This is a genomic window from Roseibaca calidilacus (assembly GCF_001517585.1).
Lineage (GTDB): Bacteria > Pseudomonadota > Alphaproteobacteria > Rhodobacterales > Rhodobacteraceae > Roseinatronobacter > Roseinatronobacter calidilacus.
In genome coordinates this window covers 1,362,971-1,388,048 of record NZ_FBYC01000004.1, presented here as the reverse complement: position 1 = coordinate 1,388,048, position 25,078 = coordinate 1,362,971, and the positions used below count along the sequence as shown (strand labels likewise).

The 25,078-nt window shown below is 62.1% G+C and carries 24 protein-coding genes and 1 tRNA gene; 14 read left to right on the top strand and 11 right to left on the bottom strand.

Going from position 1 to position 25,078, the window contains the following annotated elements; translation table 11 throughout:
- Positions 1 to 49: 49 nt before the first annotated feature.
- The gene (locus tag AWT76_RS10400; RefSeq protein ID WP_245638804.1) at positions 50 to 1,243 is read right to left on the bottom strand and encodes a cytochrome P450; all 1,194 of its coding nucleotides are present in this window, start codon (positions 1,241 to 1,243) and stop codon (positions 50 to 52) included.
- A gap of 2 nt (positions 1,244 to 1,245) precedes the next feature.
- Complete coding sequence (locus tag AWT76_RS10395) at positions 1,246 to 2,631, bottom strand: M20/M25/M40 family metallo-hydrolase (RefSeq protein WP_072246292.1); 1,386 nt, start codon at positions 2,629 to 2,631, stop codon at positions 1,246 to 1,248.
- Positions 2,632 to 2,749: 118 nt separating this feature from the next.
- Between AWT76_RS10395 and AWT76_RS10390 the strand changes: the two genes are divergently transcribed.
- The 4 genes from AWT76_RS10390 to ispG all read left to right on the top strand — a co-directional run bounded on the left by AWT76_RS10390 (position 2,750) and on the right by ispG (position 7,141).
- On the top strand, positions 2,750 to 3,160 hold the full coding sequence (locus tag AWT76_RS10390; protein WP_141655940.1) for a hypothetical protein: 411 nt from the start codon (positions 2,750 to 2,752) through the stop codon (positions 3,158 to 3,160).
- Positions 3,161 to 3,314: 154 nt separating this feature from the next.
- A complete protein-coding gene (gene hemA / locus AWT76_RS10385; protein WP_072246290.1) occupies positions 3,315 to 4,556 on the top strand; it encodes a 5-aminolevulinate synthase in 1,242 nt (413 codons plus the stop codon).
- Between the two features lie 122 nt (positions 4,557 to 4,678).
- Positions 4,679 to 5,911 (top strand): helix-turn-helix domain-containing protein, encoded by a 1,233-nt coding sequence (locus AWT76_RS10380; protein WP_072246289.1) that lies wholly within the window; start codon positions 4,679 to 4,681, stop codon positions 5,909 to 5,911.
- A gap of 99 nt (positions 5,912 to 6,010) precedes the next feature.
- The gene (gene ispG, locus AWT76_RS10375) at positions 6,011 to 7,141 is read left to right on the top strand and encodes a flavodoxin-dependent (E)-4-hydroxy-3-methylbut-2-enyl-diphosphate synthase (RefSeq protein ID WP_072246288.1); all 1,131 of its coding nucleotides are present in this window, start codon (positions 6,011 to 6,013) and stop codon (positions 7,139 to 7,141) included.
- A gap of 101 nt (positions 7,142 to 7,242) precedes the next feature.
- Here the strand turns inward: ispG and tkt are convergent, their stop codons facing one another.
- Entirely contained in the window at positions 7,243 to 9,261 is a 2,019-nt protein-coding gene (tkt, locus tag AWT76_RS10370) for a transketolase (protein ID WP_072246287.1), read from the bottom strand.
- Between the two features lie 228 nt (positions 9,262 to 9,489).
- Between tkt and AWT76_RS10365 the strand changes: the two genes are divergently transcribed.
- Both AWT76_RS10365 and AWT76_RS10360 read left to right on the top strand, forming a co-directional pair.
- A complete protein-coding gene (locus AWT76_RS10365; protein ID WP_072246286.1) occupies positions 9,490 to 9,981 on the top strand; it encodes a hypothetical protein in 492 nt (163 codons plus the stop codon).
- The gene (locus AWT76_RS10360; RefSeq protein ID WP_072246285.1) at positions 9,974 to 10,360 is read left to right on the top strand and encodes a cell division protein ZapA; all 387 of its coding nucleotides are present in this window, start codon (positions 9,974 to 9,976) and stop codon (positions 10,358 to 10,360) included. The genes AWT76_RS10365 and AWT76_RS10360 overlap by 8 nt, the downstream gene beginning before the upstream one ends.
- On the opposite strand, the gene AWT76_RS10355 is transcribed toward AWT76_RS10360, so the two are convergent.
- The 3 genes from AWT76_RS10355 to AWT76_RS10345 form a co-directional block, all read right to left on the bottom strand.
- Positions 10,352 to 11,116, bottom strand: coding sequence for an alpha/beta hydrolase (locus AWT76_RS10355; protein WP_072246284.1), 765 nt, complete (start codon positions 11,114 to 11,116; stop codon positions 10,352 to 10,354). The two genes, AWT76_RS10360 and AWT76_RS10355, sit on opposite strands and share 9 nt — an antisense overlap.
- A 72-nt stretch (positions 11,117 to 11,188) precedes the next feature.
- Positions 11,189 to 11,905, bottom strand: coding sequence for an RlmE family RNA methyltransferase (locus tag AWT76_RS10350; RefSeq protein ID WP_072246283.1), 717 nt, complete (start codon positions 11,903 to 11,905; stop codon positions 11,189 to 11,191).
- A 9-nt stretch (positions 11,906 to 11,914) separates the two neighbouring features.
- A complete protein-coding gene (locus tag AWT76_RS10345) occupies positions 11,915 to 13,057 on the bottom strand; it encodes a Ppx/GppA phosphatase family protein (RefSeq protein ID WP_072246282.1) in 1,143 nt (380 codons plus the stop codon).
- 163 nt (positions 13,058 to 13,220) lie between these two features.
- On the opposite strand from AWT76_RS10345, the gene AWT76_RS10340 reads away from it, so the two are divergent.
- From AWT76_RS10340 to AWT76_RS10330, 3 genes are read left to right on the top strand one after another with little or no spacing between them, the layout of a single operon-like run.
- Positions 13,221 to 13,517 (top strand): virulence factor, encoded by a 297-nt coding sequence (locus AWT76_RS10340; RefSeq protein WP_072247640.1) that lies wholly within the window; start codon positions 13,221 to 13,223, stop codon positions 13,515 to 13,517.
- Positions 13,518 to 13,556: 39 nt separating this feature from the next.
- Entirely contained in the window at positions 13,557 to 14,471 is a 915-nt protein-coding gene (locus tag AWT76_RS10335) for a methylenetetrahydrofolate reductase (protein WP_072246281.1), read from the top strand.
- A gap of 21 nt (positions 14,472 to 14,492) precedes the next feature.
- Entirely contained in the window at positions 14,493 to 15,482 is a 990-nt protein-coding gene (locus AWT76_RS10330; RefSeq protein ID WP_072246280.1) for a methyltetrahydrofolate cobalamin methyltransferase, read from the top strand.
- A 16-nt stretch (positions 15,483 to 15,498) separates the two neighbouring features.
- Here AWT76_RS10330 and AWT76_RS10325 read toward each other — a convergent pair whose 3' ends face one another.
- The 5 genes from AWT76_RS10325 to AWT76_RS10305 all read right to left on the bottom strand — a co-directional run bounded on the left by AWT76_RS10325 (position 15,499) and on the right by AWT76_RS10305 (position 19,505).
- A complete protein-coding gene (locus tag AWT76_RS10325) occupies positions 15,499 to 16,035 on the bottom strand; it encodes a GGDEF domain-containing protein (RefSeq protein ID WP_072246279.1) in 537 nt (178 codons plus the stop codon).
- A gap of 20 nt (positions 16,036 to 16,055) precedes the next feature.
- The gene (locus tag AWT76_RS10320; protein ID WP_141655939.1) at positions 16,056 to 16,355 is read right to left on the bottom strand and encodes a hypothetical protein; all 300 of its coding nucleotides are present in this window, start codon (positions 16,353 to 16,355) and stop codon (positions 16,056 to 16,058) included.
- A gap of 65 nt (positions 16,356 to 16,420) precedes the next feature.
- A complete protein-coding gene (gene clpX / locus AWT76_RS10315) occupies positions 16,421 to 17,680 on the bottom strand; it encodes an ATP-dependent Clp protease ATP-binding subunit ClpX (RefSeq protein ID WP_072246277.1) in 1,260 nt (419 codons plus the stop codon).
- 139 nt (positions 17,681 to 17,819) lie between these two features.
- Positions 17,820 to 18,443 carry an ATP-dependent Clp endopeptidase proteolytic subunit ClpP gene (gene clpP, locus AWT76_RS10310; RefSeq protein ID WP_072247639.1) on the bottom strand — a complete coding sequence of 208 codons (624 nt, stop codon included), beginning with the start codon at positions 18,441 to 18,443 and terminating at the stop codon, positions 17,820 to 17,822.
- A 111-nt stretch (positions 18,444 to 18,554) separates the two neighbouring features.
- Positions 18,555 to 19,505 carry a Gfo/Idh/MocA family protein gene (locus AWT76_RS10305; RefSeq protein ID WP_072246276.1) on the bottom strand — a complete coding sequence of 317 codons (951 nt, stop codon included), beginning with the start codon at positions 19,503 to 19,505 and terminating at the stop codon, positions 18,555 to 18,557.
- Between the two features lie 114 nt (positions 19,506 to 19,619).
- Between AWT76_RS10305 and argS the strand changes: the two genes are divergently transcribed.
- The 5 genes from argS to AWT76_RS10280 all read left to right on the top strand — a co-directional run bounded on the left by argS (position 19,620) and on the right by AWT76_RS10280 (position 24,837).
- Positions 19,620 to 21,350, top strand: coding sequence for an arginine--tRNA ligase (gene argS, locus AWT76_RS10300; RefSeq protein ID WP_072246275.1), 1,731 nt, complete (start codon positions 19,620 to 19,622; stop codon positions 21,348 to 21,350).
- Between the two features lie 249 nt (positions 21,351 to 21,599).
- Positions 21,600 to 22,802 (top strand): SPOR domain-containing protein, encoded by a 1,203-nt coding sequence (locus AWT76_RS10295; protein WP_176699384.1) that lies wholly within the window; start codon positions 21,600 to 21,602, stop codon positions 22,800 to 22,802.
- On the top strand, positions 22,799 to 23,806 hold the full coding sequence (gene nagZ, locus AWT76_RS10290; RefSeq protein WP_072246274.1) for a beta-N-acetylhexosaminidase: 1,008 nt from the start codon (positions 22,799 to 22,801) through the stop codon (positions 23,804 to 23,806). The genes AWT76_RS10295 and nagZ overlap by 4 nt, the downstream gene beginning before the upstream one ends.
- On the top strand, positions 23,803 to 24,684 hold the full coding sequence (locus AWT76_RS10285; protein WP_072246273.1) for a LysR family transcriptional regulator: 882 nt from the start codon (positions 23,803 to 23,805) through the stop codon (positions 24,682 to 24,684). The genes nagZ and AWT76_RS10285 overlap by 4 nt, the downstream gene beginning before the upstream one ends.
- A 63-nt stretch (positions 24,685 to 24,747) precedes the next feature.
- Positions 24,748 to 24,837: transfer RNA gene (locus tag AWT76_RS10280), tRNA-Ser, on the top strand.
- Positions 24,838 to 25,078: the final 241 nt, after the last annotated feature.

The following is a 25,078-nucleotide window of genomic DNA, read 5'->3' as shown; positions in this document are numbered from 1 at the left end:
GGCCGGGCCATCAAGTTTCGCTTGTGTGTGAAACATATGCCGCGAAGGTTCAAGGGGAAGGCGTGTCTTGCGTGACGATCAACCGCGCCAACCCGTGGAAATGGTAGATATCGGCAAGCCTTGGGGGCGCGGCCAGCCTTAGCCGTGGCAGGCGCGCAGACAGCACCGACAAGGCCCGCAGCAGTTCCAGCCGCGCAAGCGGAGCGCCAAGGCAGAAATGCAGCCCCGCGCCAAAGCCCGAATGGGCCTTTGGCACGCGAGCAGGTTTGAACGCGTTGGCGTCGTCCCAGTATTTTGGGCAGCGGTTTGCCGCGCCCAGCAGGCAGGCGATCTGCGCGCCGCGCGGCACGGTCACGCCCATCACATCTATGTCGTCATAGGCCCAGCGCGTGAACAGGTGCAGCGCCGGGTCGAAGCGCAGGCACTCCTCGACCAGTGCCTCGGTGATCGGGGTGGGCCATAGCCCGTGGTCCAGCAGGGTTTTCACCGCCAGCCCAAGGCTGTGCACCGTCGCTTCATGGCCTGCATTCAGCAGCAGGATGCAGGTGGCGATCATTTCATCGGTGGACAGGGTCTGCCCGTCATCCTCGGCGGCAATAAGATGGGTAATCAGGTCATCGGCGGGTTGGGTGCGGCGCTGGTCGATATAGCCGCGCAGGAAGCCCGCGAATTCGGTCGCGGCCTGGCTTGCGGCATCTTCCATCGCGCGCGTGCGCCCGGCCTGATACATGCCCACCATCGCATTCGACCAGCGCAGCAGCTCGGGCGCCATGGATTCGGGCACACCCAGCAACCGGGCAATGATGATGACGGGCAAGGGTTGGGCGAACTGCGCCAGCAGGTCGAACTCCCCTTTGGGCAAGCGGTCGATCAGGTCATGCGCGAGTGCGTCGATCTCTGGCGCAAGCGCCGCGATCCGGCGCGAGGTGAAGGCCCGCAACACCAAGCCGCGCAACCGCGTGTGGCGCGGCGGTTCCAGTTCCAGCATGGAATGCGCCTCGATGGCGTAGAACGGGGCCAGATGCGGCGCGATCTTGGGCGGGTCCAGCGGCACCCGCCCGAACCGGCGGTCGCGCAGCACCGCGTTGGTTGCGGCAAAACTGGTGGTGCAGGGCAGGGCGTAATCCTGCCAATATACCAGTGACCCAAGCGCGCGCATCCGGTCATAGGCCGGGTAGGGGTCTTGCACGAAACGCGGCTCTTTCGGGTCTTGGCAAAAGCTGGGAAGCGCGGCGAACGTCACGCTCAAACCTTTGACACCGCGTCGATGATCCGCGCCCATGACCGGATTCCACGGTGGAAACTGTCAAGGTCATACTTCTCATTTGGCGAGTGTATCGCATCATCTTCCTTGGCAAAGCCGACCAGCATTGAATCCATGTCCAAGATGGATTTGAAATAGCCCGCGATCGGGATGGACCCGCCAGAGCCGACGAAGGCCGCCGGTTTGGGCCATTCCGCGCTAAGCGCCCGGCGCGCGGCGTCAAAGGCCGGGTGGTCGGTGGCCATGACCGATGCCGGAGAGGCGCCATGATCGGCAAATTCCACGCCGCAATCTGCGGGCAGCCGGTCATGCACGAAGGCGCGAAATGCGGCGCGTATCTTGTGCGGGTCTTGGCGGCCCACCAGCCGAAAGCTGACCTTGGCGCTGGCTTGTGCGGGCAGCACGGTCTTGAACCCCGCGCCGGTATAGCCAGAGATCATGCCGTTAATCTCGCAGGTCGGGCGCGCCCAGATCATTTCCAGCGCGGTGCGGTCCTGTTCGCCCGCGGGCAGGCGCAGGCCCACCTGCCCTAGAAAGGTTTCTGCATCAAAGCCCAGCCCGGCCCATTGCGCGCGAATATCGGCGGGCAGGTCGGGCACGTCATCGTAGAAACCGGGCAGGGTGACGCGGCCTTGGTCGTCATGCAGATCGGCCAAGATGCGGGCCAGCACCCGCGCGGGGTTCATCGCAGCGCCGCCAAACATGCCCGAATGCAGGTCGCGGTCGGCGGCGTGGATGGTCACTTCTTCGCCCAGCAGCCCGCGCAGCATGGTGGTGATGGCGGGGGTTTCGGCATCGAACAAGCCAGTGTCGCAGATCAGCGCAATATCGGCTTTCAGCGCCTTGGCATGTTCGGTCATGTAGGGCACAAGCGAGGGCGAACCGCTTTCTTCCTCGCCCTCTAGGAAAAATGTCAGTTTTACCGGAAGGCTGCCATGCACCGCCAGCCATGCGCGGCAGGCTTCCAGAAAGGTCATCAACTGGCCTTTGTCATCCGATGCGCCGCGCGCGCGGATCACTTTTCCGCGTGCGGTTTCCTGCACTTCTGGGTCGAACGGGTCGCGGTCCCACAGGTGCAGCGGGTCCACCGGCTGTACATCGTAATGGCCGTAAAACAGCAGATGCGGGCCGGTTTCCGAGCCGCCGGTCGCCACCACCATCGGATGGCCGGTGGTCGGGTCTTTGCGCGCGGAAAACCCCATATCGGTCAAGTCCTTGACCAGCCAGTCCGCGGCGGCCTCGACATCGGGCTTATGCGCCGGGTCGGTCGAGATGGACGGGATGCGCAGCAGCGCCGCAAGCCGATCGAGCGCCTGCGGCAAGTCTGCGTCAATCCGGGACAATACGGGGGTGATGGTGTCGGTCATTCTGCGCTCCGCTGGCAAGGTTTTGGCCAAGGGTAACACCTGCCTTGGGGGTGTCCAGACCTGCCGCAACGACTATAACCAGCCGTGAATCGGGAATCGTGACTTTGGAGAGTGCCGAATGACGACAAAGTGCCATATGACGACATCGGGTCTGGCGGTTGCCGCCGCGCTGCTGGCCCTGCCTGCACAGGCGCAAGAGGTGACAACCGAAACCTACGCGCTGGACGGGGCGCAGATCATCCTGCACCTGCATCCGTTCCTGTCGGAAGAGGGCGTTCAGATGCTGCGCCTTGTCGGGCAGAATCGCGATGCGCTGTCGCTGTTCGTGGCCGATGGCGCACGTTTTGCGGCGATGGCCTTGGCCCCGGATGATGGCTTGGTCAAAGATGGTTTGCTGGCGGAATCCGCCGTTGCCGTGTCCGACCTGCCCGATCTGGACGCTGCGCGCAGCGCCGCGCTTGAAGGGTGCAACGCCGCCCGCAGGGACGGGCCGGAATGCGTTATCGCATTGGAAATTCAGCCAGAATAACACGCGCGACGTTTGGGCGCTCCCCCAAGTGTTGCACCTTGGCTTGGAATTGATCTAGATCAATGGTCATTCGCAGACTGCGTGTAAAACAGGCAGGTAGGTAATTTGGTTTGCAAGAATCAAGAATATCTATAAAAGCGAATATACCGAGCCGATGCCAGGGGAGTGGGTAGTGAACTACAATGCCGCGATCGATGCCGCCCTTAACCAACTTCACATAGAGGGGCGTTATCGTACCTTTATCGATATCGAGCGGCAGAAGGACCACTTCCCGAACGCTGTCTGGAACCGCCCCGATGGGACGAAGCAAGACATCGTTGTGTGGTGCGGCAATGATTACCTTGGCATGGGACAAAACCCCGCCGTCTTGGCCGCGATGCACGAAGCGCTGGATGCGACCGGCGCCGGGTCCGGCGGCACGCGCAACATTTCTGGCACCACCGCGTATCACAAACGGCTGGAAGCCTCTTTGGCCGATCTGCACCAGAAAGAAGCGGCGCTTCTGTTCACCTCGGCCTATATCGCCAATGATGCGACGCTTTCGACCCTGCCCAAATTGTTTCCGGGCCTGATTATCTACTCTGATGCGCTGAATCACGCGTCTATGATCGAGGGTGTGCGCCGCAACGGTGGCGCCAAGCGCATTTTCCGGCACAATGACGTGGCTCATCTGCGCGAATTGCTGGCCGCCGATGACCCTGCGGCACCCAAACTGATCGCGTTTGAATCGATCTATTCCATGGATGGCGATTTTGGCCCAATCGCGGCGATCTGCGATCTGGCCGACGAATTCAACGCGCTGACCTATATTGACGAAGTGCATGCCGTGGGCATGTATGGCCCGCGCGGGGCCGGTGTGGCCGAACGCGATGGGTTGATGCACCGCATCGACATTATCAACGGCACATTGGCCAAAGCCTATGGTGTGATGGGCGGCTATATTGCCGCATCCGCCAAAATGTGTGACGCAATCCGCTCTTATGCGCCGGGCTTTATTTTCACCACATCGCTTCCGCCTGCCGTGGCCGCCGGGGCTGTCGCCTCGGTCGAGTTTCTGAAAACAGCGCAATACCTGCGTGATAAACAACAGGACCACGCGCGCATATTGAAAATGCGGCTGCGGGGGCTTGGCCTGCCGATCATCGACCATGGCAGCCACATCGTGCCTGTGCATGTGGGCGACCCGGTGCATTGCAAAAAAATCTCGGATATGCTGCTGACAGATCACGGGATTTATGTGCAACCCATCAACTTTCCGACGGTGCCCCGCGGCACCGAACGCCTGCGATTCACCCCCTCGCCGGTGCATGACCCCAAAATGATTGACCGTTTGGTGCGTGCGATGGACGGGTTGTGGTCGCATTGTGCGCTAAATCGTGCCGAAATGTCTGCTTAACGCGTGTTAACACTTCAAATTGAAGTGAAACCTCGTATACTGAACGCATTAACCGGCTCGTAGAGGTCGGGTGTGTTCAAGTCGGGGCTCAGGTGAGCACGGAAGCGGTTAAAGGGCGGGCAATGAATTGGTTTGGCAGTAAACCCAAAGCGGCGCCGGTAGAGGATGGGAACCCAACGGGCTTCGATGATTTCGAGGTGCGCTTGGGCGATATTATTCGCGGTGAACGCGCAACGATGGGCAAATCGCTGCTGGATGTTCAGCGCGAATTGCATATTCGCGCAACTTATATAGCAGCAATCGAAGCAGGCGACCTGTCAGCCTTTGAAGCGCCAAGCTTTGTTGCAGGCTATGTGCGGTCTTATGCGCGGTATCTGGGGTTGGACCCGGATTGGTGCTACCGCCAATTCTGCTTGGAAACGAATTTCGCGATCAACTCCGATCTGGATCGCAGGCAGCCAAACAAAGTGCAGCCAGAGCCGATTCTGGGGGGTGAGTTTTCGCAAGGGCTGCTGTCGCGCACGCGCTTGGCGGACGACCCCGAACCTTTCTGGCAACGTCTGGATATGGGGGCCTTGGGCTCTGTGGCCGTTGTGTTGGCGCTGGTGGTCGGGCTGGGCTTTGGGGGCTGGACGGTTCTGAAAGAAGTGCAACGCGTGCAGCTTGCCCCTGCGGACCAACCGCCAGAGGTGATGGCAGACCTTGACCCGATTGCAACGGGCGCAGCCCTGCGCGCCGAGGCTGAGGTGTCGCTTTCTGCGGCGCTTGAGGACGATGATAGCACAGTTCTGGCCACCCCGCGCGACACCGCGCAAGGCGTGGTGCGGACATACCGGCCCGAAGCGCTCGACGCGCCCATCATGGTGTCGCGCGATGGTCCCATTGGCGCAATCCGGCGCGAAGCAGACGCCGAGGCCGAATCACAGGCCGCGCCTGAGGGTCTTGAAATCGGCTCTGCGATTGACCTTGCCTTGGCAGAGGCCACGGCGGCGCCAGCGTCAGACGTGCAGGTGCGCCGCAGCGGCCCGCCGACGGTAGAGGTTTTGGCCGTGCGCCCAAGCTGGATTCGCGTGCGCGCCGCTGATGGCACCGTGTTGTTCGAAAAAGTGCTGGATGCGGGTGAGCGTTATTCCGTGCCGCAGACGGAACAGGCCGCGACCTTGCGCGCGGGCAATTCCGGCTCTGTCTACCTGCTGGTCGATGGCGAACCGTTCGGCCCGACAGCGCCCGGTGCGCAGGTGGTGGACCGCATCGCGCTGTCAGCCGAAGCCGTTGTCGAGAGTTTTGACACGGCCGATCTGTCGGGCGACGAAGACCTGCGCACTTTCGTGAACGTGGCAGAAGTGCAGCCGTAATAGCCTGCCATAGATGGGTTGGGCGAGGGGGCGTTGCTTGTCGCAGCGCCTCTCTTGGTTTATGTTCTGCGCATACCCGCATAGCACAAGGCTTGCATGATGGATCACAACCATATCCGCCCATGGCGCAATATCGCGCGCCGCAAATCCCGCCAGATCATGGTCGGGTCGGTTCCGGTTGGGGGGGATGCCCCGATCAGCGTGCAGACCATGACAAACACCGATTCCGGCGATGCGCCGGCCACGATCAAACAGGTGTTGGCCTGTGTCGAAGCCGGGGCCGATATTGTGCGCGTCTCGGTGCCGGATACCGATGCCAGCCGCGCCCTGCGCGAGGTGGTGCGCGAAAGCCCGGTGCCCATCGTGGCCGATATCCATTTCCATTACAAACGCGCTATAGAGGCGGCTGAGGCGGGCGCGGCCTGCCTGCGCATCAACCCCGGCAATATTGGCGATGCCGCGCGCGTGCGCGAGGTGATCAAGGCCGCGCGCGACCATGGCTGTTCCATCCGCATTGGCGTGAATGCCGGGTCGTTGGAGCGCCACCTGCTGGAGAAATATGGCGAGCCGTGCCCCGACGCCATGATCGAAAGCGGCTTGGACCATATCCGCATCTTGCAGGACAATGATTTTCACGAGTTCAAGATCAGCGTGAAGGCGTCTGACGTGTTTCTGGCCTCTGCCGCCTATATGGGGCTGGCGGATGCGACCGATGCGCCCATCCATCTGGGGATTACCGAGGCGGGCGGGATGATCTCTGGCACGGTGAAATCCGCGATTGGCTTGGGGAACCTTTTGTGGATGGGCATTGGCGATACGATCCGCGTGTCGCTATCGGCTGACCCGGTGGAAGAGGTCAAGATCGGCTACGAGATCCTGAAATCGCTGGGGCTGCGGCACCGAGGGGTGAATATCATTTCCTGCCCGTCCTGCGCGCGCCAAGGCTTTGACGTAATCAAGACCGTGGCCACGCTGGAAGAGCGGCTGGCACATATCAAAACGCCGATGAGCCTGTCGATCATCGGTTGTGTGGTGAACGGGCCGGGCGAGGCGCTGATGACCGATCTGGGCTTTACCGGCGGTGGGGCCGGGTCAGGCATGGTGTATCTGGCGGGCAAACAAAGCCACAAGCTGAGCAATGAACAGATGGTCGAGCATATTGTCGAGCAGGTCGAAAGACGGGCCGCCGAGATTGAGGCGGATCGCGCGAAGCTGGACGCTGCCGAATAGCGTGACCGTGATTGACCAAACGGAAAAAGGGCGGCCCAGCGGGCCGCCCTTTTAAGTCTATGCTGGTGGCGGGGACGCGCTGGCGCGCGGCCCCCGCAAGGTCAGAGCAGGGATTTGACCTTTTCCGCCACGGCCTCTGCGGTGATGCCCAGTTCCTTGTAAAGCGTGGGCGCAGGCGCGGAGGCGCCGAAATCATGCATGCCAACGAAGGCCGATTTCTCGCGGCGTCCGCGTTCGCCGTAAAGCCAGCGGTCCCAGCCGAAGCGGATCGCGGCTTCCACCGCCACGCGCACCGGGCCTGCGGGCAGAACCTTGCGGCGGTAGGCGTCGGGCTGCTCTTCGAACAGCTCCCAGCAGGGGAAGGATACAACGCGCGTGCCGATCCCGTCCGCCTGCAACAGATCGCGCGCAGCCATGGCGATTTCCACCTCTGACCCGGTCGCCATCAGGATCGCCTGCCGCTTGCCGTCCGCATCCGCCAGCACATAGGCGCCTTGCGCGGTCAGGTTCTTGACCTTGTGTTCGGTGCGGAAGGTGGGCAGGTTCTGCCGTGTCAGCGCCAGCACCGACGGCGTGCGGTCGCTTGTCAGCGCCAGTTCCCACGCCTCGGCGGTTTCCACCGTGTCGCAGGGGCGGAACACGTTCACATTCGGTGTGGCGCGCAGCATGGCCAAATGTTCGACCGGCTGGTGGGTTGGTCCGTCTTCGCCCAGACCGATGGAATCATGCGTCATGACATAGGTCACCGGCACGCCCATCAGCGACGACAGCCGCATTGCGCCGCGCGCGTAATCGGTAAAGCACATGAAGGTGCCGCCATAGGGTTTGACGCCGCCATGCAGCGCCATGCCGTTCATCGCCGCTGCCATGCCATGTTCGCGGATGCCGTAATAGACATACCGGCCCTTGCGGTCATCGGCGTTGAACACGCCCAGACCGGCTGTCTTGGTGTTGTTCGACCCGGTCAGGTCGGCAGAGCCGCCAATGGTTTCCGGGCAGATGGTATTCACCACCTCCAGCACCATTTCCGAGGATTTGCGCGTGGCCACCTTGGGGGCGCTTTCGGAAATCTGTTTCTTGAAGGCGCGGATGGCGCTTTCCAGCTTCTTGGGCGCTTCGCCTGCCATGCGGCGCGTGAATTCAGCCTGCTTGGTGCCTGACAGCGCGGCGAAGCGGGCCTTCCAGTCCTCATGCGCCTTGGCGCCGCGTGCGCCGATGGCGCGCCATGCGTCCAGCACATCGGCCGGTATTTCAAAAGGCCCATGCTCCCAGCCATAGATCGCTTTGGTCGTGGCAATTTCCGCATCGCCCAAGGGCGCGCCATGCGCCCCGGATGTGCCGGCTTTCGCCGGGCTGCCAAAGCCGATCACGGTCTTGCAGTCGATCAAGACAGGCTGGTCGCTGCCCTTGGCCTCTGTCAGCGCGCGGTCGATATCGGCGGCGTTATGCCCGTCGCAGGACAGCACTTTCCAGCCAGCGGCGGCAAAACGTGCGCGCTGGTCGGTGCGGTCCGACAGGCTGACAGCGCCGTCAATGGTAATGTCGTTATTGTCCCACAGCACGATCAGGCGGCCCAGCTTCTGGTGGCCGGCCAGACCGATCGCTTCATGGCTGATGCCTTCCATCAGGCAGCCATCCCCGGCGATGACATAGGTGTAGTGATCGACCACTTTCGGGCCGAATTCGGCGCGCAGCTTTTCTTCGGCCATGGCAAAGCCCACGGCGTTGGAAATACCCTGACCCAAGGGGCCGGTGGTGGTTTCCACCCCATCCACATGGCCATATTCCGGATGGCCCGCGGTGATCGCGCCCCATTGGCGGAAATTCTTGATCTGCTCCAGCGTCATTTGTTTGTAGCCGGTCAGATACAGCAAAGCATAGATCAGCATGGACCCGTGCCCCGCCGACAGGATGAAGCGGTCGCGGTCGGCCCAATCCGGCGCGCTTGCGTCGAATTTCAGGTGCCGCTCGAACAGAACGGTTGCCACATCGGCCATGCCCATTGGCATGCCGGGATGGCCCGAATTGGCGGCCTGCACGGCATCCATGGCCAATGCGCGGATGGCGGTGGCCTTCATCCAGTGGTCGGGGTTGGCGGTTTTCAAAGCGGCAATATCCACGTCGGGTCTTCCTTGGGCTGGAAACAGGCGGTGTTAGCGGTAGCGCAACGCGCCGGGATCATAGGGCTTTTGGCCTGTGCTGCAAGCAACTTGGTTCATGCACCGCGCGCCGCTGCGCCCCAAGGTTGGAAAGCCGAAAAATTGGGGGTAGGCTGGCACGGCGTGGGTTGCCATACCCTGCATGGAATGATTCGGCCATGTGAAAGCGCCAATTTGGAAAGAGCAGGCATGACGGATATAGAAAAGATTGAAACGCGCCTGTCGCGCGCCTTGGACCGGATCGCGGCTGCGGCCGGGAAACTGGCCACCCCGGCAGCCCCTGCCGCCCCAGAGGATGAGGACGCCACCCGCCTCCGGGCGGAGCTGGAGGCCGAGCGCGCCAAGACAGCCCAACTGAACGAACGCGTGAATGCCGTGCGCCAGCGACAAGACAGTTCGGTCGCCTCTATGGAGCGGCGGCTTGCGCGGATGACCGAACAGCTTGACCTGCAAAGCTTGGAAATGCTGCGGCTGAAGAAAGCCAATTCCAAGCTGATCGAAGCCAATCGCCAGTTGCGCGAAGGGCGTGAGGCGCAGGTGATCGAACCAAGCGCGATCAATCGGTCGCTGGTGGCAGAACTGGAAGCGCTGCGCGCCGAGCGGGCGTCGGAACTGGCCGAAATGGAAGATGTCTTGGGTGAGTTGAAGCCGCTGATGAACACAGGAGAGCGGGATGCCTGAACAGACGATTACCATCGGTCACAAGGAATTTGCCGTTGCCTGCCAACCGGGGGAAGAGCAGTTCCTGCTGGCCGCCGCCGCGATGCTGGATGCCGAAGCGCGCACGCTTTTGAACCAGATCGGGCGGGTGCCTGCTGAACGTATGCTGCTGATGTCCGGTCTGATGCTGGCCGATAAAACGGCCGCGGTCGAAGACAAGCTGAAAGAGGCCGAGGCGCAGATCGAGTCGATGCGCGACGAAATCTCACGCCTGCATGCGCGCCCCGCGCAGAAGGTCGAGGTGCCCGTGGTGCCGCAAGACCTGACCGATGGCCTGTCGGAACTGGCCGCCCGCGCCGAAGCCGTGGCAGAAGAGATGGAAAGCCGCGCGTCATCGTAGCGCGCGGCGCAGCGCGGGCACGAAATCTGGGTGGTTGTAGATATCGTTATGGCCCGCTTGCAGGCGGATGACCTGCGCTTGCGGCAAAGTGGCCACCAGCGCATCAGAGCGTTGCGGCGCGATCACCTCATCTGCTGTTGCCAGCACAAGCGTGACCGGGGCCGCGACATTTTGCATGGCTTCGGCGGCGTTCATTTCGTGGCGGAATAGCCAAGGCACCGGCAGAAAAGGCAGGCTGTTCGCTGCTACCTTGGTCAGGCTGTCGAAGGGTGTGGCCAGGATCACCCGGTCCAGCATGCGCGCGCCTGCCAGATGCGCTGCAACCCCGCTGCCAATGCTGAACCCGACTGCGGCCACTGGCCCGTTCAGCGTGTCGTAGATCGCAAGGGCGTCCGACAGCAGGGCAGGCGCGGACGGCGTGCCGGTCGAAGGCGCATAACCCCGGTAGTGATAGACGACCACGTCATGCGACGGGGCAATCTGGTGCAGGAACAGCGCCATGGCCTCTGCATTCCAAGCATTGCCGGGAAAGCCAAGGATCGTGGGGCGCGACGGATCGCGCCCGGGGATGCGCACACCGTGCAACATGGCGTCCCCGATGGGTAGGGTCAGGCGCTCGGTATGTTCGGGCAGGGGAGGGGCTGCGCCCACCATGTGGCGCGGGAACACCAAGGCATGCTGAAACGAGGCAAGGACCGCGACCAAGCACGCATACAGGGCCGCGCCAATCAGCAGCGCTTTTAGGAGAACGCTCATGGGCCTACCCATTTCGAAACGCGGCAAGGCGCGTTGCGATGCTTGACCGATGATCGCGCATCGGCCAATCCCTCACTCCGCCGCTGTGCCCCGAAAACCCGTTGCGACAACGTATTTCTCGGAACTGTCCGAGCGGCTGGCAGGGGGTTTGACATTGGCAACCTTGCGGAAATTCTGCTTCAAAAGCTGTTGCAACTCGCCCTCGGCGCCGCCAGCCAGAACCTTGGCAACGAAGGTGCCATTTTCTTCCAGCACGTCAAAGGCGAAATGCGCCGCCGCCTCGCATAGTGCCATGATGCGCAAATGGTCGGTCTGTTTATGCCCCGACGATGATGCCGCCATATCCGACATCACCACATCCGCCTGGCCACCCAGCCAATCCTTGACCTGCGCTTCTGCGCCCTCGTCCAGAAAATCCAGCACATGCGCGGTGGCACCGGCCAGCGGTTCCACCTCTTGCAGGTCCACGCCCAGCACGGTGCCAATGCGCTTGCCCTTCTTCTCGCCAAGGGCATTCACCCGCGCGACAGCCACTTGCAGCCAGCCCCCCGGCGCACAGCCAAGGTCCACAACGCGGGCGCCCGGCACAAGGAAGCGATACTTGTCGTCCAGTTCCAACAGCTTGTAGGCCGCACGGCCCCGGTAGCCATCGCGCCGCGCAGCCGCGACGTAAGGGTCGTTCAACTGCCGTTCCAGCCAGCGGGTCGAGGATAGCTTGCGCCCGCGCGCGGTCTTGACCTTGACCTTCAGGTCACGTTGTCCGCGCCCGGATGTGTTCTTGCCCGTCATGTCATTCTCTCAATTCTGTGCGAGGTCCAGCGCGCCGTCGCTGCTCATCTGGGCGTAAAGCAACCCTTCGCGCAGGCCGCGATCCGCCACCGACATACGTTCGGTTGGCCAGATCCGCATCAGGGCTGTCAGGATTGCTGCGCCCGACATGATCTGCGTGTGCCGCTCGCGCCCAATGCGTGGGTCTTGCCGCCGCCCGATGGGGCCAAGCGCAAGATATTCGCGGATCACGCTGTCCACTTGGCCCGAATTCATCACCAGCCCGTCCACCTTGTTACGGTCATAACGCTTCAACCGCAAATAGCTGGCCGCAACCGTGGTAATCGTGCCTGATGTGCCGATGATCTGGAACGCCTTGTGCGGGGTCGCGTCGGCATAGGGGGTGAAGGCTTCAAGCTGTTCTTCGAAATACCAGCTCATCAGCGCGAAGCGGGCGGCGTCATCCGCGACATCGGCGAAATAGTCTTTCAGCGTGGCCACGCCCAAGGGCACGCTGATCCAGTCGACCACGCGCGGCTTGCCCGGCAGCGGCTCGCGGTTGAACGCGCCCTTATACATGGACAAGATCGCGTTGCGCCGCGCCTCTGGCACAACGCGCGACAGGTCGATCCAAACCAATTCGGTGGACCCGCCGCCAATGTCGATGACCAGAAGCTGTTCGGTATCCGCCGCCACCAAGGATGCACAGGACACCACCGCCAGCCGCGCTTCTTCCTCTGCGGTGATGATATCCAGCTTCAGCCCCGTTTCACGCTGTGCGCGACGAATGAAATCGCGGCTGTTGCGGGCGCGGCGGCATGCTTCGGTCGCAACCAAACGCATGGAACGCACATTGTGCCGTTCCAGCTTGGAACGGCAGATGCGCAGGGCCTGAAGCGTGCGTTGCATGGGGCGTTGCGACAGCAGACCAGAGCTTTCCAGCCCAGTGCCAAGCTCTACGGCCTTGGAAAAGCTGTCCACGACTTCAAATTGCCCGCCCTTGGGGCGCGCAATAAGCATGCGACAGCTATTCGTGCCCAGATCCAGCGCCGCGTATAGCTGCGCTGACCCGGGGTGGCGCGGGGCCTTTGCCGATGTCCTGACCACCGCATTGGGCGGGGCTTGGTCTGGTGTCAGGGGCGTGCCCGCGCCTGCGGGACGCTGGGGCGTCATGTTTCGCCCTCCAATTCATGTTATCAATAACGTAATGCAGCGCCGCCCCCCGCGCAAGGCTTTGCTTGGGTCGCGCGCGGCGCGGGCAAGGTCGGTTTTCGCATGATGCAAGACCCTTGGCCGCTGTAGAACAATGGCACAAGGCCCAAAAGGGGAATGCGACATGGCTCAGCTTGTCATTGTGTATTGGCGCGATATTCCTGCACAGGTGATCGTCGGCAAGGGGCGGCGCGCACAAAAGGTGCAGTTGTCCGAACGGTTCGAGCAGGCCATCGACCGGTGCGCGATGAAAGTGGGCGCGAAAGACGCCGATGCCTATCTGGCCGATTGGCGCAAAGCCGACCCGGTCGAGGTCGCTGGTAGCGATGAACAGGTCGCAAGCGCCACGGCGGCAGAGTTGGAAGCGGCGTATGACGCAAGCAGGCTGCGCGCGCTGATCGACAATGACGGCTGGGCATAGGCGCGGCCCGTGGCAAGGTTCAGGCTTGGGGAGAGCATTATGGGGCTGTTGAATTTCCGTCGTCCGGCCGAAATGGCCCCACCGCAAAATGGCGCGGTCGAGGCGCTGATGCAGGGCTTCTCGCTAGAGGTGATGCCGCGCACGGCTGAAAAGATCGATGATTTCCGCGCGCTTCTGCCCTTGGGCACGCGGGTGTATATTGCCCATATCGACGGCACGCCGATTGCGGATATGGTCGCCACCGCCGCACGCTTGCGTGCCCAAGGCATGGAGCCGATGCCACATTTTCCCGCGCGGCTTATCCGCGACCGGGCCGAAGTTGCCGATTGGGTCGATCGCTACCGCTCTGAGGCGGATGTGCAAGAGGCACTGATGCTGGGTGGCGGTGTCGCGACCCCGGCCGGGTTTTACGCGGATTCCATGCAACTGCTGGAAACCGGCCTGTTCGACGGGTTCAAGCGGCTGCATGTCGCGGGGCACCCCGAAGGCAACCGCGATATCGAACCCGCCGGGCAAGACCGAATCGTGATGCATGCGCTGCGCTGGAAACAGGATTTCGCGCGCAGCACCGGAGTGGACATGGCCATTGTCACGCAATTCGCCTTCGAGTCCGCGCCGATTGTAGCATGGTGCGACCGTCTGCGCGCCGAAGGGGTTGATCTGCCGGTGCATCTGGGGGTCGCCGGGCCTGCAAAGCTGCAAACGCTGATTAAATTCGCCGTGGCCTGCGGCGTTGGCCCGTCGCTGAAAGTGCTGCAAAAGCGCGCCAAGGATGTTTCGAAACTGCTATTGCCGTTCGAGCCGACCGAGCTTGTGCAGGCGCTGGCCGCGCACAAGGCGGCCCATCCTGATTTCGCGGTTGAAAAGCTGCATTTCTTCCCGCTGGGCGGTATCAAGACGAATACCACCTGGACTGCCACCCATGGCCGCGCCAGCGCCCGCCCCGGTGTTTAACCTTCTGCGATTGGACCGATAATGACCCGCACCGTCATCGAATCTGCCACGAAAACCGTTGTCATCGGCTTTGACGAGCCGTTTTGCGTGATTGGCGAACGTATTAACCCAACGGGGCGCAAGAAACTGGCGGCAGAGCTGGAGTTGGGCGATTTCTCGACCGTGGAACGTGACGCGCTGGAACAGGTGGCCTGTGGCGCGACGGTTCTGGACATCAATTCGGGTGCCGTGTTTTCCAACAAGATGGCCGAAGACCCGCGTTATGCCGACAATAATTTTGTCGAACCACCTTTGATGCGCGATCTGTGCGCGCGGGTGCAAGCCTTGGTGGATGTGCCACTATGCATCGACTCTTCGGTGCCGGCAGCACTTTTGGCGGGTTTGGAAACCTGCAACGGGCGGCCTTTGCTGAACTCTGTCACCGGCGAAGAAGAGCGGCTGGAAGCGATCCTGCCGCTGGTCAAGAAATTCAACGTGCCGGTGGTGGCCATTTCCAACGACGATACCGGCATCTCGGAAGACCCCGATGTGCGTTTCGCGGTCGCAAAGAAGATTGTCGAACGCGCAGCGGATTTTGGCATCCCGGCGCATGATATCGTGGTGGACCCGCTGGTCATGCCGATTGGCGCCATGGCCACGGCGGGGCATCAGGTGTTCACGCTGGTGCGCCGCTTGCGCGACGAGTTGGGCGTGAACACGACTTGCGGCGCATCGAATATCAGCTTCGGACTGCCGAACCGCCACGGGGTGAACGCGGCGTTCTTGCCTATGGCGATTGGTGCCGGGATGACCAGCGCGATCATGAACCCCGTGCGGGTGCAAGAAATGGAAGCGATCCGGGCCGCCAACTTGCTGATGAACCACGATGCCAATGGCGGGGCGTGGATTGGGCTGACCAAGGTGATGGATGCGATGAAGGACGGTGTCAGCTTTGCCGAAGCGTCGCGCGCCGCGATGGACGCAGGCGCGCGCACTGGCGGGCGGCGCGGCGGGCGGCGGGCGCGGGGCTAATGCCCCGGCCATAGCGTCAGCTTGCAAGCGCGGTTGCAAATTCAACACGGTCGCGCCCATGCGTTTTTGCCCGATACAGGGCTTTGTCAGCGCGCGAGAGGGCATCTGCAAATTCGGCTTTTGACCCGATGTCAGTGGCACCGACGCTGATGGTCAGCGCGCGGCCGCTCAGTTTCACGCTGTCTTTCAAAGTCAGGCGCAGGCGGTTGGCGATTGCGGTTCCTTCTTCCAATGTCAGATCCGGCAGGAAGATGACGAATTCTTCGCCGCCGAAACGGCCCAGAATATCGCAGCGGCGCAGCGCATCGCGCAGGCTGTCGGCGGTTTGCAGCAGCACTTGGTCGCCGACATCATGCCCAAGGGTGTCGTTGATGGATTTGAAGTGATCGAGATCGGCATAAAGCAACACACCGCGCTGCGCCGATGTTGCGTTCAGGCTCTGTTCGAACCCGCGCCGGTTTAGGGCACCTGTCAGCGGGTCCGTGCTGGCCGCTTCCTGTGTTTCGCGCAACTCTGCGTCCACGCCAAGCACCAGACGGTTGGTAAGTTTCATCACCTGACCGATTTCGTCATTCAGCGTGTCGGCAGGGGGGTGCGCTTGCGCTCTGTCTCGAACCGCAGCATGGCGGCCCCGATGCTGTAGAGAGGTTTGAGGATGGCGTGCAGGGATGCCAGCGTCAGGGCTGTGCCAACGACCGTTGCCACCAGCAGGATAAGCGCAAGCTGCGCGTTTTCCTGTATTCCGCCGTTGCGCCAGAATAGAAACGCGGTGGCCGCGATCAGCGGAACATGTGTTCCCAAGAACGCGATGAAAAAGACCTTCGCGGTAAAGCTGTTCGGAAACAGCCTGTTCAGAGCCATATGTACGAACAAGAGGGCATCCTTTCGGTAAGATGCCCTCTGAGTGTCACACGAGATTTAATCGAAGGTTAAAGGGCTTACGCGCTTGCCGTGCCCTTCTTGGTATCGGCATAGATCAGCAAGGGTTTGGCGTCCGACGTGACAGCCTCGTCGTTGACGACAACCTCGCTGACATTGTCCAAGCCCGGCAGGTCGAACATCGTATCCAGAAGGATATCTTCCATGATCGACCGCAACCCGCGCGCACCGGTCTTGCGCGCGATGGCACGTTTGGCGATGGCGCGCAGGGCCTCTTCGGTAAAGGTCAGATCCGCGCCTTCAATGTCGAACAGCTTTTGATACTGCTTGACCAGCGCATTCTTGGGTTCGGTCAGGATGGTGACAAGCGCGTCCTCGTCCAGATCGGTCAATGTGGCGGTCACTGGCAGACGCCCCACGAATTCGGGGATAAGCCCAAATTTCAGCAGGTCTTCGGGTTCCAGACTTTTCAGCCGCTCACCGATGGTGGTCTGGCTTTCATCCTTCACATCGGCGCCAAAGCCGATGGCAGAGCCTTTGCCGCGCTGCGCGATGATCCGGTCAAGCCCCGCGAACGCGCCGCCGCAGATGAACAGAATGTTGGTCGTGTCCACTTGCAGGAATTCCTGCTGCGGATGCTTGCGCCCGCCTTGCGGCGGCACCGATGCAACAGTGCCTTCCATCAGTTTCAGAAGCGCCTGCTGCACGCCTTCGCCCGACACGTCGCGGGTAATGGACGGATTGTCGGATTTGCGGGTGATCTTGTCGACCTCGTCAATATAGACGATGCCGCGCTGCGCGCGTTCGACATTGTATTCGCTGGCTTGTAGCAGCTTGAGGATGATATTCTCGACATCCTCACCGACATAGCCTGCTTCGGTCAGGGTGGTGGCATCGGCCATGGTAAAGGGCACATCCAGAATGCGCGCCAAGGTCTGCGCCAGCAATGTCTTGCCGCAGCCGGTCGGCCCGATCAGCAGGATGTTGGATTTGGACAGTTCCACCTCGCCCGCCTTGCCGGCATGGTTCAGGCGCTTGTAATGGTTGTGAACGGCCACGGACAAAACGCGCTTGGCCTGTTCCTGCCCGATGACATAATCATCCAGCACGTTGCAGATATCGCGCGGGGTCGGCACGCCATCGGTGGTCTTCAACCCGCCGGATTTCGTTTCCTCGCGGATGATGTCCATACAGAGTTCAACGCATTCATCGCAGATGAAAACGGTCGGGCCAGCGATCAGTTTGCGAACTTCATGCTGGCTTTTGCCACAGAAGGAGCAATAGAGCGTGTTCTTGCTGTCGGTTTCGGATGTCGGCATCACTCACCTCTGCGGTCGTGTCGATAGGATAGCTTGTCGGATGGGTCGTTATCTGACCTTCTTGTGACAAAGCCTAGGTTAGTCGGGCGGCAGGGACAATGCAAAACTGCACTGTCCCGCATGTTTGCGCCGGGCTGCATTATGCCCCGGCGGTATCTGCCCGCGATGTGACGATCTCGTCGATCAGGCCCCAATCCTTGGCCATCTCGGCGGTCATGAAATTGTCGCGCTCCAGCGCATCTTCCACTTTTTTCAGGGTTTGCCCGGTGTGGTGAACGTAAATCTTGTTCAACCGCTCTTTCAGTTCCAGAATTTCGCGGGCGTGGATGGAAATATCCGTCGCCTGCCCTTGGAACCCGCCAGAGGGCTGGTGCACCATGATCCGCGAATTGGGCAGCGAAAAGCGCATTCCCTTTTCACCGGCGGCCAGCAGCAAAGACCCCATGGACGCCGCTTGCCCGACAACGAGGGTCGAGACCTTCGGCTTGATGTATTGCATGGTGTCATAAATCGACAGGCCAGAGGTGACGACACCGCCGGGGCTGTTGATATACATAGAAATTTCCTTGGACGGGTTTTCCGCTTCAAGGTGCAGAAGCTGCGCCACGATCAGGCTGGCCATGCCGTCATGCACCGGGCCGGTCACGAAGATGATCCGTTCCTTCAGCAAGCGCGAGAAAATGTCATAGGCGCGTTCGCCGCGGCTGGTCTGTTCCACGACCATGGGAACAAGATTCATATAAGTTTCGATAGGATCGTTCATGCTGCCTGCTTTCATCCGTGACCTGCTTTGGTCTGTGATACCCGAGAGTGGTTGAGGGAATCTTAGTGCTGCGCCGGGAGGGCCGCAAGGGGCGGGGGGAAAGTTTGCCGCCTATCGGCTTGCCGCGAAGATCGCGTCGATCATGGCCTGATTGCCGCGCGACATTTCCAACGGGCAGGCAAAGGGCGCGCCCGTGCTGGCGGTTTCGGCAAAATGCTCCAGCATCAGCGCATATTGGTTCACATTGTTGAACCGTTCCATGTGCAGGCGTCCGCCGGTCAGCCATTCAACACGGGCATCGCCGTAAACTGCGCCATTGAACGGGGCGGACAGTTCGATCCAGCCATCTTGGCCGTGAAAGATCATATGCTGGCGGCGCTGCTGCATCATGCCGCAATAGAAGGACATGGTGAAATCGGGGAAATCGGCCCAGACGCGCGCGAAGATATCGACGCCATTCTGATACCGAATGTCTGACCGCAGGTTTACAGGCTCTGCCCCGGTCGCCATGCGCGTGGTGATGCAGGGGTAAACGCCCACATCGCGCAACCCGCCGCCCCCCTTGGCCGGGTCATGGCGGATATTGGCAATGTCGCGGTTGGTATAGGTGAAGCAGCCCTCGACATGTTCCAGCCGCCCGATGACACCCTGCGCCAGCAAATCGCGCACCAGCGCCCATTGCGGGTGGTGGGCGACCATGAAGGCTTCGGCAATCAGATTGCCGGATGTGTCGCGCGCGGCAATTAGCGCGTCAATCTGGTCTGCGCGCAAGGCGATGGGCTTTTCGCAAAGCACATGCTTGCCGGCTTGGGCGGCCCGGATGGACCAGTCCACATGCATGTCATTGGGCAAAGGAATATAGATGGCATCGACCGAAGGGTCGGCCAGAAGGGCGTCATAGCTGCCATGCACACGCAGCGCGGGGGCCAAAGCCTGAAATGGCGCGGCCTTGATCGGGTCGCGCGTGGCCAGCGCCACCAGTTCCGCCCCGCGCGCCAGTTGCATGGCCGGTGCCAGATCGGTCCGGGCGATCTTGGCCGCCCCCAGTATTCCCCAGCGCATGGGCGCCTCCTGTGCTTGTTGGCGCGACCATACTGGCCATGACAGAAGGGGCAAGGCATTGACGCTTGCGCAACCGGCGGCTAGGGCAGAACGCAAGATGAAGGATGGTCCCAGATGAACCTGTTTACCGAATTTCGTGCCTGTGTTCTGGACGCGCTTGTCGCGCTGACCGCGGCTGGCGCTTTGCCCGAAGGGCTGGATTTTGGCAATGTCACGGTCGAGCCGCCGCGCGATGCGGCGCATGGCGACATGGCCACCAACGCCGCAATGGTGCTGGCCAAGCCCGCAGGTCTGAAACCACGCGAGATTGCAGAGGCGCTGGCCGCCCACCTGCTGACCGACCCGCGCATTGCCAGCGCCGATGTGGCGGGGCCGGGCTTTTTGAACCTGCGGCTGTCAAATGCCGTTTGGGCCGCTGTGCTGGGCGATGTGCTGGCGCAGGGCAGCGCGTTCGGGCGCTCGACCATGGGGCAGGGCACCAAGGTAAACGTGGAATTCGTGTCGGCCAACCCCACCGGGCCGATGCATGTGGGCCATACGCGCGGCGCGGTGGTGGGCGACGCCTTGTCGAACCTGCTGGCCTTTGCGGGCTATGACGTGACGCGGGAATATTACATCAATGATGGCGGCGCGCAGGTCGATGTGCTGGCGCGGTCGGCTTACGAGCGTTACCGCGAGGCGCATGGCCGCTCGCCCGAGATTGCCGAAGGGCTTTACCCCGGCGCATACCTGATAGAGGTCGGCGAGGCGCTGAAAGCCGAATTCGGGGACCAGTTCCTTGACCAGCCCGAATCCGTCTGGCTGGACACCATCCGCAATTTCGCGACCGAACGCATGATGGCCATGATCCGCGAAGATCTGGCGGCATTGGGCGTGAAGATGGATGTGTATTCATCCGAAAAGGCGCTCTATGGCACGGGAGAGATTGAACGCGCTATCGACCGGCTGCGTGACAAGGGCCTGATCTATCGTGGCGTGCTGGAGCCGCCCAAGGGCAAGACGCCGGAAGATTGGGAACCGCGCGAACAGGTGCTGTTCAAATCCACCGCCCATGGCGATGATGTGGACCGCCCGATCATGAAATCGGACGGCGGCTGGACCTATTTCGCGCCCGATATTGCCTATCATTCCAACAAGGTGGATCGCGGTTTCGATCTGCTGATCGATATTTTTGGCGCTGACCATGGCGGCTATGTCAAGCGCATGAAAGCGGCGGTCGCGGCGCTGTCGGATAACCGTGTGCCGCTGGAAATTCGACTGATCCAGTTGGTGAAGCTGTATAAAAACGGCGAGCCTTTCAAAATGTCGAAACGCGCGGGCACCTTTGTCACGCTGCGCGATGTGGTGGAAGAGGTCGGCGCGGATGTGACCCGCTTCGTGATGCTGACGCGCAAGAACGACGCCACGCTGGATTTCGATTTCGCGCGTGTGCTGGAGCAATCGCGCGAAAACCCGGTCTGGTATGTGCAATATGCCAGCGCGCGGGTGCAATCTGTGTTGCGCAAGGCCGCCGATATGGGCGCGGATGGCACGGTGCCTGACCTGTCCAGCCTGACGCATGATGCCGAGCTGGGCCTGATCCGCAAACTGGCCGAATGGCCGCGCATCGTGGAACTGGCCGCGCGGGTTTACGAGCCGCACCGGGTGGCCGGTTATTTGTCGGAATTGGCCGCAGAATTCCACGCGCTTTGGAACCGCGGCAACGACACGCCCGCCCTGCGGTTCGTGCAAGAGGGCGATCTTGCCACAACCGCGGCCAAAACCGCGCTGGCGCGGGCGACAGGTGTTGTCATTGCCAACGGTCTGGCTATCCTTGGTGTCGCCGCGATGGATGAGATGCGCTGAAAAGGCTGCATTTTTCGCGGGACGTGACGCCTTTGCCGTGGTATCCTGCAAGGGTGAAAAACATATAAGCGCAAAAACGCGCGTAATACGGCAGTGTCGGGCAGGCATCTTGCCAACATGATTTAACCGAAACGGGCAGGGGGAAACCTTGCTCTGCATGAGGCAGGTATGGGTGAAAGCAGATATTTTCCTGCGTATGGCGCTCGGCCCCAGCGGGGGGCGGAGCCTGATGCTTGGGCGCAACGCGACATGGCACCGGGCTATGCGCACGCGCAAGACGGCTGGCCGCAAGAGCCAAGCCTGACCTCGCGCGGTTATGCGCCGCGCGCGCCCATGGACCATTATGGCAGTGCCGCGCAGCAATACCGTGCCGCGCCGGGGCATTTTGCCCCGCCACAGCCGGTATATGGCAACCAGCCCGATCCCTATGCGCCTGATCCTTACGCGTCAGACGCTTATCCGTCAGAGCTTTACGCGCCTGACCCTTATGCGCCAAGGCACGCAGGGCAACCGCAGTTTTACGGGCATACCCCTGTCGCAGATGATTTTGCTGCGCCGCAAGGCGCAATGGCACAAGCGCGGCCACAGGCAAGCCCGGCTGCGCGCCCGGTGTCCGTGGCAGGTATGGCGCAAGGCTTTGGCGCGGTGATGTCACTGGTGCTGATGATCTCTGGCGGTGTCTGGGCGTGGCAGATGATGCAGCGCGACGTCTCTGGCGTGCCGGTTGTGCGCGCGTTGGAAGGGCCGCTGCGCGTGACCCCGGACGACCCCGGCGGCGCACAGGCTGCGCATCAGGGGCTGTCGGTTACAGAACTGGCGGCAGATGGGCCGTCGACGCTGCCAAATGAATTCGTGCTGGCACCAGCCCCGCTTGATCTGGACCGCGACCTGAACACCCCGGCGCGCGACATGACCCAATCTGCGAACGAGCAAGAGCGCCTGATCGACGTGGGCTTTCCCATCGAGGGCAGCCCCGCGCCAGAAGCGGCAGCCCCCTTGGGAATTGTGCGTCCGAACCGGCTGGCGGTGGAGCAGTCGCCCCGACCGGCGCGGCGCGGCGCGCAGGCCGCCGCGCAACGCGCCAGCACGCCCGCCCCGGCAACGGGGGCAGAGAGCGACCTTGCCGCATCTATTGCCAATTCCGTCGCCGCCGATCTGTCGCGCAGTGGCGGGGTCGATGTGGACCCGGCAAGCATTGGCCCGGGCACCCGGCTTGTCCAGCTTGGCACCTATCAAAGCGCGGCAGAGGCGCGCAGCGCTTGGGACGGTCTGGCGCAGCGGTTCGATCCTCTGCTGGATGATCGGGGGCGCGTGATAGAGGCCGCGCATAGCGGTGGTTCCGTATTCTACCGGCTGCGCGCGCATGGTTTCAACGATGAGCGCGACGCAAGGCGGTTCTGTGCGGCGCTCATTGACCAGAAGATGGATTGTATTCCGGTGCTGATCCGATGACAGCTTCCCCGCGCGCGGTAATCTTCGGCTGCGCGGGGGTGCGCCTGACGGCGGCGGAAAAGCAGTTTTTGTACGCGGCGCAGCCATGGGGCGCGATCCTCTTTGCCCGCAATATAGATACCCCCGAACAGGTCAGCGCCCTGACGGCAGAGTGGCGTGACTGTCTGGGCCGCGATTTGCCCATTCTGGTTGACCAAGAGGGCGGGCGCGTGCAGCGCCTTGGCCCGCCGCATTGGCGCGCTTGGCCCCCGGCGCTAGTGCAAAGCGCGCAATCGCGCGACCCGGTGCGCGCCATGTATCTGCGCGGGCGGTTGATTGCGGCAGAATTGGCCGCGCTGGGCATCAACGTCAATTGCGCGCCGCTGGCCGATATCGCCCGGGCGGACACCCATGCCATTTTACGCAACCGCTGCTATGGGCAGACCTTGGACCAAGTGGTGGCCTTGGCGCGGGCCATGGCGGATGGCCTGCGCGACGGCGGTGTTCTGCCCGTGTTGAAACACATGCCCGGCCATGGGCGCGCAACGCTTGACAGTCATCTGGCGCTGCCGGTGGTCACGCAAGATGCCGCTACCCTGCGCGCGCAAGATTTCGCGGCGTTCGCGGCGCTGTCCGACCTACCCTTGGCCATGAGCGCGCATATCGTGTTTTCCGCGATTGACCCGGCGCAGCCCGCCACAACATCGCCGGCCATGATCCGGCTTATCCGCGACGAGATTGGCTTTGATGGCGCGCTGATGACCGATGATCTGTCCATGCAGGCCCTGTCCGGCAGTCTGGCCACGCGCGCGCAGGCGGCACTTGCCGCGGGCTGTGATCTTGTGTTGCACTGCAATGGCGTGCTGGACGAGATGCAGCAATTGGCCGAAGTTTGCCCTGCCTTGGCCGGGCCTGCGCTGGACCGCTGCGCAGGTGCGCTGGCGGGACGCCACGCACCGATTGCGGCGGATCTGTCCGAACTGGCGGATGAATACGATACACTGATCGCGGAGGCGCGGGCATGAGCCTTGAACCTTGGGACGAATTGCGCACGGCCCTTCAGGTTGCGCGGGCGGGCACGGTCAGCGGCGCCGCCCAACGGCTGGGGGTGCATCATGCCACGGTCATCCGCCATATCGACGGGCTGGAAGACCGCCTGGGCGTGAAACTGTTCCAACGCCATGCCAAGGGCTACACATTGACCGAAGCGGGGCGCTTGCTGACCGACGGCGCCGCAGAGACAGAGGCGCGCTTTGACAAGCTTGCAGCGCGACTGGACATGCTGCAAAGCGGGATCGAAGGCGAGCTGTGCGTCACCACGGTGCCAGAGCTGTGCGATATTGTCCTGCCGGTATTGACGGATCTGCGCGCCGCACACCCAAAGCTTGTGCCGTGCCTGCGGGTCGAAGAACGCCTGGCCCGGCTGGAATATGGCGAAGCGCATCTGGCATTGCGCGCCGGTTCGCGCCCGACCGAACCCGACAATGTCGTGCAGTCGCTTGGCGTACTGCCGGTGGCGCTTTTTGCCGCCCCTGCCTATCTGGAACGCCATGGTGCGCCCGAATCCGATGCCGCGCTTGGCGATCACACGGTCGTCACGGTCGAGCCGGGCCATGCCCGCGCGCCCTTCGACCGCTGGATGGAACAGCACGCCCGCCAAATTGCCCTGCACAGCAATGACCGCGCCACGCTGCTGGCGGCCATGCGCGCCGGGATGGGGCTGGGCTTTGCGCCCGCCAGCCTGAAAACCGATACCTTGGTGCAGGTTATGCCCCCCCGCCCGGAATGGGGGCCGGATTTGTGGCTTGTCACCCATGTCGACCTGCACCGCAGCCCCAAGGTGCAAGCGGTTACAACCGCGCTGAAGGCAAGATTTTCTGCGCTTGCCGATGAAAGCGCATAACCGGCCCTGAAAAACCCGATTTTCCGGTTGCGGCCCTTCGCCGGTATCATTAGACGGGTCGACGGAGACGTGGCCGAGTGGTCGAAGGCGCTCCCCTGCTAAGGGAGTAGGCCCGGAAGGGTCTCGTGGGTTCGAATCCCATCGTCTCCGCCATTGATCTCTGAATTCAATGGGGAAATTCGGGTTTCTGAAATATCCCGACACATCACACAACATCATGAAAAGCACATTAGGGATCGGCTTGGATGCGGGAACCTCTTTGTGGGCTGCTGTGTCTAAGCGGTCTGCGGGGGTGGAAAACATTGCCGAATGCTCCGTGCGGGTCATGCCCTGCACAGCAGCCCGCGTTCGGATGTCAAAGCGCTCACATCAGGCAAAGCGCTGATTTGCGCAG